Source organism: Pseudoalteromonas sp. SG43-6, from assembly GCF_014164365.1.
GTDB classification, from domain to species: domain Bacteria; phylum Pseudomonadota; class Gammaproteobacteria; order Enterobacterales; family Alteromonadaceae; genus Pseudoalteromonas; species Pseudoalteromonas rhizosphaerae.
The window spans coordinates 23488-35333 of record NZ_JACJEZ010000005.1; the positions used below are offsets into that span (position 1 = coordinate 23488).

Genomic DNA, 11846 nt, shown 5'->3' on the forward strand with positions numbered 1-11846 from the left:
GCGCTATTGTACGCCCAAAGCGAATAACAAAAAAGGCGCTTTGCAGCGCCTTTCTAAGCTTGCTAAATGTTCAAGCTGGTTTGAGGGTTTCTTTTCGTTGGTTATAGAAGGTAATTAGATCATCCACCGTATCTTGGCAATATTGTTGAATACCTGATACCAACATGTGCTTTTCACCACAGCCGACTTTTACACCATTTTCTAACAAGTTAAAGCGCAAAGTGATTTTCCCACGCTTGCCTGTATATTCAAAACTCGGCTCTGCGTATTCTAACGTCGGTGCATGGATCTCTAATGTATCGAGATTAATCAACATTGACTCATAGATAATCATAGGGCGAGCTGGGTTGATCATGACATCTTGATTGCCCATAAGTGGAATAATAACATGCGGAAAAGTTGTACCTGAAAACTCAACATAATTTTTTATTAGACTATCGGTGAGTGTTTGGCACTGGCTAGTTATACCTTCGCGCTTAACCTTCAGCATGACTTTATCGCCACTGGTAATATCAAACTCATCTGCGCCCTCAGGGAAGTTGAGTTTGGTATTCTCATCAACCATGCCGGCAAAGGTAAATTCCATTTTTTCACTGATGCCATAACGACTTAATACCAATGAAAATAATAAATCTCCAGGCACACAAAAACGTTTTGCATCTTTATCATGAAGTGGATTGTAATCATCAGCAACGCACTTTGCGAAACGACACCCTTGTTCACGAGAAATAGAGACATAATCAGCATGTTGCTGATAAAAAGGACTTAACATAGTTGTTCACTGCTTAAACTGCTTATAACCTGCCTATTCTACCAGATAAAATTACAATAGAGGTCGAATCTGTTAAACTTTTGTTTCAGATACAAAAAAGCCGCGATATCGCGACTTTTTTAATGATTTATTATAACTTATAAACCAGCACGTTCTTTAATTGCTGGTATTAATGCAGAACCGCCATGACCATTTGCTTCGGCCCATGCTATATCTGCTCCATCTTCTAAAGAGCTTTTAGATAAGTTTTTCACAATATATTCACCGGTATCTACGGCATTACTGGCAACTGCATGACGTAGCAAGTTAAGACCATTACATTGTACTGCATCATAAATATTACGAATTTTTACACGTGAGCTTTTTAACTTATCACGTAAACGGTTTTTATCGTCCGCAGCTATGTATTCACAGATTGAAACAGCTAACTGATCATCCGCTTTTACTGGCGCGCTAAAAGCAACAGAACCAGAAATAACAGCTGCAGCAATAACGAGTGTTGATAATTTTATCATTGTAGACCCTTGTGTAATACTTTATAACTACCCTAGTTGTTTAATATTGTATCAACCTATAAGCCTAACCGCAATAATGTTACTTAACTTTATCCAATGTGACAAATTTATAACCATAAATATTGTTATCATCCGGTTGATTATACAGCTCTTCTACAACTTGCCAGTTTGCTGATTGTTCGTAATCAGGAAACTGTGTATCTCCTGCAACATCAAGATCAATAAACGTTAAATAAAGTGTATCGGCACTTTTTAAAAATTGTTGATATATATTCCCGCCACCAATCACCATTACTTCATCAGACTCACACACCAATGAAATAGCGGCCTCTGGGGATGCTACAACATCAATTCCAGCTGCAGTGTAGTCAGTGTTTCGGCTAATAACAATGTTGCGTCGACCAGGTAAAGGGCGACCAATTGACTCAAATGTTTTGCGCCCCATAATTACTGGTTTATTCATAGTAACCGCTTTAAAATGCTGTAAATCAGCAGGTAAATGCCATGGCATATTATTATCTTGGCCAATCACTCTATTTTTAGCCATAGCTGCAATCATTGAAATCTTCACATTAAAACCTAATACTTTTTTATTAAACAAGAAAAAAGGAGCACCAGCTCCTTTTAAAATAATTTACTTTAGTCTAACGCTCATAGACAACTTCAACGTCATAATCGTCATCATCCCAACTATCCCAGTCGTCGTCATCATTCTTCTTAGTGGCATCTTTATGATAAGTATCCCATTTGAATTCAACTTCTTCATCTTCAATTGGCACAAATTTTTCTTTTGGCATGCTATCGAGTAGCGTCATGATGTTATGAATTAATGGTTGAGTATTTAGCTTATTAATTGCAGAAATATGATAAATATTTTCAGTCTCGCCTAACTCTTCAGCAATTTGCTCACATAGCGCCTGTGCTTCATCTTCAGGTAATAAGTCTATTTTATTAAATACTAACCAACGTGGTTTTTCAGCCAGCTTAGGACTGTACTGGTGCAACTCATTGATGATTGCAAATGCATTGTCTACTGGGTTTGAACCATCGACAGGCATTACATCGATAATATGCAGTAATACACGGCAACGCTCTAAATGTTTCAAGAAGCGAATACCCAAGCCAGCGCCATCAGAGGCACCTTCGATTAACCCTGGGATATCTGCAATAACAAATGATTTATTTGCTTCTGGACGTACCACACCTAAATTTGGAATCAGCGTAGTAAATGGGTAATCAGCTACTTTTGGTTTCGCTGCCGATACACTACGAATAAAAGTAGACTTACCTGCATTTGGCAAACCTAATAAACCAACATCAGCTAATAATAATAGCTCTAGTTTAAGGTTACGTACTTCACCCGGTGTGCCCAATGTTTTTTGACGAGGCGCTCGGTTAGTACTTGATTTAAAACGCGCATTCCCCAAGCCGTGGAAACCGCCTTTTGCAACCAAAATTCTTTGACCATGTTGAGTTAAATCACCAAGACCTTCTTGGGTATCAACATCCATGATCCGAGTACCTACAGGCACCATCACATATAAGTCATCAGCCTTTTTACCGGTACAGTTACGACTGCGGCCATTAGTACCACGTTCAGCTCTATGAAAACGCTCAAACTGATAATCGATAAGGGTATTTAAGTTTTCATCAGCTTGTAGATAAACACTACCACCATCTCCACCGTCACCGCCGTCTGGTCCACCATCTGGGACATATTTTTCACGACGGAAAGATACGATGCCGCTGCCACCGTCTCCAGCTTCTGCGCGAATTTCTACTTCATCTACAAACTTCATGATTACTCACTTTAGGGATTGGCTTGTTAATTTCACTATTATATACCTAAGCCAAGCTGATTGCAGGCTTGGCTTAGGTATATATTTATTTTCAAAACAAAAAACCCCGCAAAGGCGGGGTTTTTTAAGAACCGATTCTGATTACTCAGATACGATGCTTACGTATTTACGGTTTAAAGGACCTTTTTGTTCAAACTGAACTTTACCATCTGCTTTTGCGAAGATAGTGTGGTCTTTACCGATACCTACGTTTGTGCCAGCATGGAATTTAGTTCCACGTTGACGAACAATGATGCTACCCGCTAGAACTGATTCGCCACCAAAACGCTTAACACCAAGGCGTTTGCTTTCTGAATCGCGACCGTTACGAGTACTACCAGCTGCTTTTTTATGTGCCATTTCTAAGTACCTCTAATTAAGCGCTAATGCCAGTGATTTTAACTTCTGTGAACCATTGACGATGGCCCATTTGCTTACGAGAATGCTTACGGCGTCTAAATTTAACAACCTTAATCTTCTCACCGCGACCATGTGAAACAACCTCAGCTGTTATTTTACCACCGTTTACGAACGGTACACCGATCTCGATTTTCTCACCATCAGCAACTAAAAGTACTGAATCAAATTCAACTGCTGCACCAGTCTCAACGTCTAATTTCTCAAGACGAATTGTTTGACCTTCAGTCACACGGTGCTGTTTACCACCACTTTGGAAAACCGCGTACATAATTAACTCCGTCTGTGCGCCCTCAAATCGACGCAACTAAAATATTATTCAATAGGGCGCGAAGTTTACGCTAATGTGCAAAAACTAGCAAGCCTGTTTTATTAATTAAATGAATAAAAAATAGCTGCATTGAAGGCGATTCAATATTTTCACCTATTTTATATTAAATTGGCATTATGCCAAGCCTTTTTAGCGTTTCATGACAAATAAATTACACCACGAACAAACACGCACTAAGAATAAAAAACAACCATGTTGGATTGTCGTTAATTTCTTTAATTAAAAAGTTATCTTTGCTAATTAAGGTTAAATTAAGCAGCTTAACCGTGTTTTTTCAGCGAATCGTCACAAACTGTCGAGCAAAGCTGTTTTTTGTTGTACAATCAGCCCCGTATACCCATTAAAATTGGCTCGGAGATCAATGGATATAAAAGCTATCCAGGCGTTAATCGAAAACGATATGAATGACGTCAATCAACTAATTTACGCGCAAATGCGCTCTGATGTAGCATTAGTCAATCAACTAGGCTTATATATAGTAAACAGCGGCGGCAAGCGTGTTCGCCCTATGTTGGCTATTTTAGCGGCTAAAGCACTTGGCTATGAAGGCAAAGATCATGTTACTTTAGCAACTATTGTTGAATTTATTCACACAGCTACATTACTGCATGATGATGTCGTTGATGAATCAAATTTACGCAGAGGAACACCGACGGCAAATGCTGAGTTTGGTAATGCAGCCAGCGTACTTGTTGGTGACTTTATCTACACCCGCTCATTTCAGCTGATGGTTGGTATTGGTAAAATGCAAGTTATGCAAATACTCGCTGATGCAACCAACGTGATTGCCGAAGGTGAAGTACTGCAATTAATGAACTGTAACGACCCTGATACCACCGAAGATAGCTACATGCAGGTAATTTACTCTAAAACAGCTAAATTATTTGAAGCTGCAACAGGCCTTGCTGCGATTATTACCGAAAAAGACGACTCTATGCTGCAAGCGCTTAATCTTTACGGTATGCATTTAGGAACCGCTTTTCAATTAGTGGATGACGTGCTTGATTACAATGCTGATGCTGAGCAGTTAGGTAAAAACATCGGTGATGATCTGGCCGAAGGCAAACCTACCCTGCCACTACTTTATGCTATGCGCCACGGTAATGCTGAGCAAGTACAGTTGATCCGTGATGCCATTGAGCACAGTAATGGTATGGACCACTTAGAAGCTATTCTAAGTGCCCTCAATGAAACCAAAGCACTTGAGTTTACGATGAATAAAGCCAACGAAGAAGCTGATAAAGCGATTGCGTGTTTATCTGTATTAGATGAATCACCGTATAAAGAAGCACTCGTTAGCTTGGCTCGTATTGCCGTTGATCGTAATCACTAATAAATACCTAATGTATAAAAATCCTTCGAGCATAAAAAAGCCTGCAAATGCAGGCTTTTTTGTATCAATCGTCTTAGCAATTAAGCGTTGATGAAATCAACACCTTCTTGGATGTCTTTTTTCAGCGTATCAAGCATGTCGTTTTTAGCTTGCTCTTCAAATGCGCTTAGTTCACCGTAAGAAAGAATTTCTTCTACGCCGTTTTTACCTAAACGTACTGGGTGTGCAAAGTATGCAGCATCGCCATTTTCAACAGCAACGTAAGCGTAATCTACAACGTCTTCACCTTGTAAGCCTTTAACTAAAGACATACAAAAACGTGCAGCAGCAGCGCCCATTGATAATGTTGCAGAACCACCGCCAGCTTTTGCATTTACTACTTCAGTACCTGCATTTTGGATACGTGGAGTAAGCGCAGCAACTTCTTCATCAGTGAAAGTAACGCCTTCAACTTGAGATAGTAACGGAAGGATTGTTGTGCCTGAGTGACCACCAATTACTGGTACTTTCACAGTTGCAACGTCAACACCTTTAAGCTCAGCTACAAATGCTTCTGAACGGATCACATCAAGAGTGGTAATACCGAAAACACGTTTCGCGTCGTAAGTACCTGCTTTTTTGAATACTTCCGCAACAATTGGCACTGTGCCATTTACTGGGTTAGTGATAATACCCACTAATGCTTTTGGACAGTTAGCAACAATACCTTCTGCTAATGTTTTAATAATACCAGCATTAACATTAAATAAATCAGCGCGGTCCATACCAGGCTTACGTGGCATACCAGCAGGGATAAGAACGATATCACAACCAGTTAACGCTTGATCTAGTGCATCAACACCAAAGCCTGCAACTTTAACGTCTGTTGGGATATGAGAAAGATCAACAGCAACACCAGGAACAACTGGAGCAACATCATAAAGTGATAATTCAGAACCAGCTGGTAAGCCTGTTTTTAATAATAAAGACAACGCTTGGCCGATACCGCCAGCAGCACCTAATACAGCAACTTTCATTGGAATTCTCCGTAATTTGAGGTAGGAAATATTTGTGGCTCTAAAGATAATGAAATTAACGACTAAAGACAAATTTATCCTGCTTATTTCACATATAATTTAGACCATAGTTGTAAACTTGCTGGTTTACAGCACTAAAATCCATCGCAAAAGCAAACAACTACTGCATAAGTATGCAATATTGTGTACAATTAGCGCATCACTTATGAATAAGAACCTATAATATGCAACCACAAGATAAACAAGAAGCATTAGTAAAGGCCTTTAAGGCACTTTTAAAAGAAGAAAACTTTGGTTCACAAGGTGAGATTGTTGACGCCCTAAAAGAGCAAGGCTTTGATAATATTAGTCAAAGTAAGGTGTCGCGGATGTTAAGCAAGTTTGGCGCGGTACGCACTCGTAATGCCAAACAAGAAATGGTCTATTGTTTGCCTGCTGAAATGGGCGTACCTACAGCGAAAAGCCCATTACGTCAGTTAGTGATTGATATAATGCATAACGAAATGATGATCATTATTCGAACCAGCCCAGGAGCTGCACAATTAATTGCTCGACTATTAGATTCATTAGGTAAAGCAGATGGCGTACTAGGCACCATTGCTGGTGACGATACTATTTTTATCGCTCCAGCTAAAGTATCTGAAATTGATGTAACTCTTGAACGCGTGCGTATTTTATTTGATACGGTATAAGTCTACCGATTCAAACTTTTTACAGCTGCTTTAAAAAGTTAATTGATGGGGCAAAAAACGCAGACCCCATATCGGCTTGAGTAAAATCAAGCCAATGATCGTAGCAATCGCCATCACCTAATCGACTTCGTAATACTTGCTCAAATGCATTTCCCTGTGCTGCATAACTAATCGCTAATATACCCTGTTCGTAAACGTCACCATAAGGCATGTTTTGATTTAATTGCAGTGGTTGCCCTTGCTCATCTTTTAACTCAGTGCGTACAGCATGACTATTTTCAGTCGCTGGCATAATCAAGGTATTATCTAAGCGAGTGCGTCCCATTATTTGTTCTTGCTCACTCAGTGGTAGGTTTTGCCACACACTTAAATCATGCTTATAGCGCTGTATATGTACGTAACTGCCTTGATCTTCAAAATGGTTGGGGTTATTGATTAACGCTGTGATGCGCTTTTGGCGACCATGAGGAGTGTCACCACCGAGTATAAAACCGTTAAAATCGCGACCATCTAAAAATCGAAAGTTTCGCACTTGCTCAACCAATTCAACATCGGGGGCAAATAACTTGAGAATTTGCAAAGCAAATAAATGGTTTACATCTTCCCTATCGGAACGAATTTGGACAAATAAATCAAAAGGCTGAGCCCCCATAATATGATCATTATGAGTAATATTAGGAAAGCTCTGTAATTCACTAGGCAGAAATTCAGGCAGAATGTGCGGCCAGTACTGTGCCCCCACAGCAACTAGGCTGGAGAGCATCGATTCAGAAAACTGATCTGAAAACTCATCTTGGATAGCGCTAACGTATTTTAATTTTTTGCGTAATGACTCATCGTGGCCATCAAATACATTAAAAAACAAATGTAAACCGTGCAAGTTTGCTTCAGCACAAATTCCAGATTGCGCTTGCGCCATGGTATTTCCTTAACTCAAAGTCTCATACACGGCGTTTTTAATGAAATTAAAAATACTAAAACACTTAATCTGCGAAAAAGTTAACCGTGTGTGGTGTTATTTTTATTGTCACCTACTCATTTGCTAAAATGATTGGCCCAACTAAGCAGCAACTTCAATTTATTGTCCATCGAGCATAACCTTATACACAAAATGCAGAACAACAAAACGATGATTTAAAATAGTCACCGTATTTGCACTACAGCCTTGTGATTGAAAAGGTATTAACTCAAGATGGTATGGGCGAACATAAAGTTACCCAACTTGCTTTACTCGACGATAAGTAACTAATGACTCAGCCCCCGTAAGCATTACTATATTCAGTTGCTGTTAATACATCTGCACCTAAGTATATGCCCTGACCAAGAAATTCTGCAACTACCTTTGAGCTTGAAGCGCTAAATAGCGGCTCAAACGTGTCTTGTTGAGCAATTTCCCCACAATTCATAGCCGCTTATTTATCGGCAAGTCGCATTTATTTTAAAGAATTACAAAGCGCCTTAATAGATATTGGTTTTTAATCATTTAAGGGATATATGCAATAAACTTAAACCATATACGATTAGAAATCGTCTAAGCAACACTACAATTACATCCACTATTAAAGGCAACCACGCCCATAATGGAAATCACTTGTGCGATATATCTCACGGTTATGACAGCTATTGAGTATAAAGCATCATAAAAAAAGTCTAAAAACAAACTAACCACATGAAATATAATAACTATTATTAAATTTCAAAATAATGACTGTATTTTCATTACTATTTTTAGCCTATTTTGTTTGCCGATACTCTCTATACTTACTTCATCGGTTAAGCAGTGACGCTTAAATGAGTAAACGGACAAGGAATGATTACTCATAAACCTCGAATTAAAGGTTACGTTAGGAAAAAATGGATTCACGGACAGGCTCAGGATGAGTAGCACTAAGGATAGTAAATATACGGACAGCGTCAAGATGATGCGAAAAGGAATAACAACAGGGCTCGCAAGAGAGTTGTTAAACAGGATGTTATAAAAGCGGACAGATGGACAGGCCCTAAAGGGTATCGCAATGGAACTGTTAACTAAGGGATAGCATCAGGACGATGCGTAAAGGACCGGTAATAGAGATTACCAAAAAGGATCAAAAGGAAGCACATAGGACAGAGGCACGGATAGCCTATATCACGCAGAACGAATAAGTAACAGTGTGATCACATGGATTAGTAAAGTTTAGGAGTTGATTAAGTTCAATTGCAGGATGCAAAAAATTAGAAGATTCCGCAAGCGCGACTAGAGATAGTTCGCGCTTTTCTTTTGCCCAAAAATACCCTCAGCTTAACGACTACTTGCCAATTAACTCGCTCATTAATACTCTCGCGTCTAATCTAATACGTTATTGATTGTGTATAAGCGATGACTTCTCTAAAATAGCGCGCTCATAAATCATTGAGGTCGGCCGTGTTAATTAACTACAATCCTCCATTAGATCCGTATTTAACCATTTTATTTCAAGATGATGATTTACTGATCGTCAACAAGCCCAGTGAACTTTTGACTGTGCCGGGAAAAGATCCTAAACACGCCGATTGTTTGATAGCTCGCGTTAACCGTGTTTTTCCTACGGCAAAAATAGTTCACCGCTTAGATATGGCAACCTCTGGAATTATTTGTTTAGCAATGCATAAAGCGGCTCATCGTCATTTAAGTATGCAGTTTCAAGAACGCCAAACTGCAAAGCGCTATGTTGCACGAGTGTACGGTAAACTAGAGCCATTAACGGGATCAGTCAATTTGCCGCTGATCTGTGATTGGCCAAACCGCCCTAAGCAAATGGTTGATCATGACAAGGGGAAGCCCTCTTTAACTCATTACACTGTACTGGAGCATGAGCTGCACGCTACTCGTGTGGAACTTACCCCTATTACCGGACGCTCACATCAATTACGTGTGCATATGTTGTCATTGGGACATCCTATTTTAGGCGATAGGCTCTATGCTCACCCTGATGCACTGGCTGCTGCCCCGCGCTTGCAATTGCACGCACAAATGCTACGGCTCACTCACCCGGGAACAGCACAAATTATGACTTTTGAAGCTGAGCCAGAGTTTTAATTACGAGCTTAAAATCACACTAAACTTTTTGCTGTACACGCCGATAACAACTTATTGATTCATCGTGGTGGTTTATATGGCTATCGGCAAACAGTTTAAAGTATGGCAATTAATTAGTTTGGTTTCTGGGACTTTCTTGGCCATGCCAGCCCAAGCAGCCGACTTTATTGCACCCACACCATGGTCAACAATCAGCAGTAATGATTTATCACGCCTAATGCCGCAAGATGAACTAAAACCGCTACTCGCTGGTGATACTGAGTTTTTAAGTTTATATCGCCAACACATGAGTGCCCAGCAGCGCGGTGTGGTATTGATTATCCCTGATTGGCAACACTTACCTACCAATAACAACGGGCTCAACTTTTTACGCACGCAACTTAACGATTTAGGCTATGCCACAATTGCTATGACGGTACCCGATATTGATTGGCAGGCAGCGCCACCTGCGGATGAAAGTGAAACAACTGAACCTGCAGCGGCTAAGCAAACTACAAGTTCAGACAATGGCGAACCATCAGCTGACACAGCCACTCCTGTTGTACATGTTGATGCTATCGCTCATATAAGCAATGCGATAATAGATAATTATAAACTCAACTTAATTGCACGCTTTAATGCGTTGTATCAAAGTGCATTGGATGAAGATGGGAAAATTGTTGTTATTGCACAAGGTGCCTCTGCGGGAGTATTGCTCGAACACTATGGCGAATATCCAAATACCAACATAGATGCATTTGTCAGCCTTAGCAGTTATTTACCAAACAGTAAACGTAACCAACAACTTAACGCGATTATATCGACTATTAGCCCGCCGTTATTGGATATTTACTACAACATAGATAACCCGGACTTACTGCTGAGTGTGGCGGATAGAAAACGCTGGGTTAAACGTCACAGTAAATATGATTACCGCCAACGTGAGCTGTTTGGTTTGCGCTCTGAGCCTGAGCAACATGAGCGCTTGACCAAAGAAGTAGACGGGTTTTTACGCCGCCTTTTTTAAATATTCGTAAGCGGCTTGAATATCTTGGCTTTTCTTGACTGCCAGTTCCATCATATGTTTAGGTAAACCTTGAGAAACTAATTTATCAGGATGGTGCTGCGCCATTAATTTACGGTACGCTACTTTTACTTCTCGTTCACTCGCCTCATTATTTAGCCCCAGCAAAGCCAGCGCTTGAGTACGGCTCATGCCACTATTTGGCGGTACATGATGCCCTGAGCCTTCACGATAACTGCTGCTTTGCCCTTGTTGACGTTGTTGCTGCTGTTGATAGCGTTGTTGTTGCTGACGAAATGAAAATTCAGCTTGGTAACGTTTAAGTACAAATGCAAAGTGAGTTTTAGAGATCCCTAATAACTTACTTACCTCTTGGAGTAGCTCCTTTTCTTGCGCAGCTAACACCCCATCAGAAAACGCCATTTGGATTTGAATTTCTAAAAACAGTTGTAATAAATCATGGCGACGAGCAAAACGCTCTTTAAAATCGAAAACAGTTTCTTTTAATGAAAAATCAGCGTCTTTTCCCGTTTTAAACGCATCTTGTGCCTCTTTGCGATCATCACCAGTGAGTCCCATTTCATCCATAAATAAACTGGCAGCACGGATGTGGGTTTCGCTTACGCGGCCATTTGACTTAGCAATGTGCCCCATTACTCCAAAACAGCTGGTAAAAAATAACGCTTGGCGCTGATTAATATCATCATCGCCTTTAAATAAGCTTGAAAAGCCGCCGGCTTTATCAAAGTTCTGCTTTAAACTCTTGTCAAACATATGGCCCAGGTATAAGCCTATAAATAAGCCTATAATACGCCCAAACATAAAGCCAAAGCAGGCACCTAAAATTTTACCCCACATGAGGCGCTCCTAT

At 40.1% G+C, this 11846-nt stretch carries 13 protein-coding genes; 4 read left to right on the forward strand and 9 right to left on the reverse strand.

Annotated features, from left to right (window positions below):
* Positions 1–70: 70 nt before the first annotated feature.
* From H5201_RS03045 to rplU, 6 genes are all read right to left on the reverse strand, one after another.
* The gene (locus H5201_RS03045) at positions 71–772 is read right to left on the reverse strand and encodes a DUF3581 family protein (protein WP_182717147.1); all 702 of its coding nucleotides are present in this window, start codon (positions 770–772) and stop codon (positions 71–73) included.
* A gap of 137 nt (positions 773–909) precedes the next feature.
* On the reverse strand, positions 910–1287 hold the full coding sequence (locus tag H5201_RS03050; RefSeq protein WP_145235479.1) for a DUF3718 domain-containing protein: 378 nt from the start codon (positions 1285–1287) through the stop codon (positions 910–912).
* A gap of 79 nt (positions 1288–1366) precedes the next feature.
* Positions 1367–1846 (reverse strand): type 3 dihydrofolate reductase, encoded by a 480-nt coding sequence (gene folA, locus H5201_RS03055; protein WP_220491262.1) that lies wholly within the window; start codon positions 1844–1846, stop codon positions 1367–1369.
* Between the two features lie 85 nt (positions 1847–1931).
* Positions 1932–3086 (reverse strand): Obg family GTPase CgtA, encoded by a 1155-nt coding sequence (gene cgtA, locus H5201_RS03060; protein ID WP_149982083.1) that lies wholly within the window; start codon positions 3084–3086, stop codon positions 1932–1934.
* Between the two features lie 141 nt (positions 3087–3227).
* Positions 3228–3485, reverse strand: coding sequence for a 50S ribosomal protein L27 (gene rpmA / locus H5201_RS03065; RefSeq protein WP_064665557.1), 258 nt, complete (start codon positions 3483–3485; stop codon positions 3228–3230).
* A gap of 16 nt (positions 3486–3501) precedes the next feature.
* The gene (rplU, locus tag H5201_RS03070) at positions 3502–3813 is read right to left on the reverse strand and encodes a 50S ribosomal protein L21 (protein ID WP_006794538.1); all 312 of its coding nucleotides are present in this window, start codon (positions 3811–3813) and stop codon (positions 3502–3504) included.
* Between the two features lie 421 nt (positions 3814–4234).
* Between rplU and ispB the strand changes: the two genes are divergently transcribed.
* Positions 4235–5206, forward strand: coding sequence for an octaprenyl diphosphate synthase (ispB, locus tag H5201_RS03075; protein WP_149982084.1), 972 nt, complete (start codon positions 4235–4237; stop codon positions 5204–5206).
* Positions 5207–5286: 80 nt separating this feature from the next.
* On the opposite strand, the gene mdh is transcribed toward ispB, so the two are convergent.
* A complete protein-coding gene (mdh, locus tag H5201_RS03080) occupies positions 5287–6222 on the reverse strand; it encodes a malate dehydrogenase (RefSeq protein WP_145235472.1) in 936 nt (311 codons plus the stop codon).
* 224 nt (positions 6223–6446) lie between these two features.
* On the opposite strand from mdh, the gene argR reads away from it, so the two are divergent.
* Positions 6447–6914 carry a transcriptional regulator ArgR gene (gene argR / locus H5201_RS03085; RefSeq protein WP_145235470.1) on the forward strand — a complete coding sequence of 156 codons (468 nt, stop codon included), beginning with the start codon at positions 6447–6449 and terminating at the stop codon, positions 6912–6914.
* 19 nt (positions 6915–6933) lie between these two features.
* Here the strand turns inward: argR and H5201_RS03090 are convergent, their stop codons facing one another.
* On the reverse strand, positions 6934–7833 hold the full coding sequence (locus H5201_RS03090) for a Dyp-type peroxidase (RefSeq protein ID WP_182717149.1): 900 nt from the start codon (positions 7831–7833) through the stop codon (positions 6934–6936).
* Positions 7834–9318: 1485 nt separating this feature from the next.
* On the opposite strand from H5201_RS03090, the gene rluA reads away from it, so the two are divergent.
* On the forward strand, positions 9319–9972 hold the full coding sequence (gene rluA / locus H5201_RS03095) for a bifunctional tRNA pseudouridine(32) synthase/23S rRNA pseudouridine(746) synthase RluA (RefSeq protein ID WP_182739817.1): 654 nt from the start codon (positions 9319–9321) through the stop codon (positions 9970–9972).
* A gap of 76 nt (positions 9973–10048) precedes the next feature.
* Positions 10049–10978 (forward strand): DUF3530 family protein, encoded by a 930-nt coding sequence (locus tag H5201_RS03100; RefSeq protein WP_182783696.1) that lies wholly within the window; start codon positions 10049–10051, stop codon positions 10976–10978.
* On the opposite strand, the gene djlA is transcribed toward H5201_RS03100, so the two are convergent.
* Positions 10961–11833: a co-chaperone DjlA gene (djlA, locus tag H5201_RS03105; protein ID WP_182717152.1), complete on the reverse strand. Its 873-nt coding sequence runs from the start codon at positions 11831–11833 to the stop codon at positions 10961–10963. The two genes, H5201_RS03100 and djlA, sit on opposite strands and share 18 nt — an antisense overlap.
* Positions 11834–11846 lie beyond the last annotated feature (13 nt).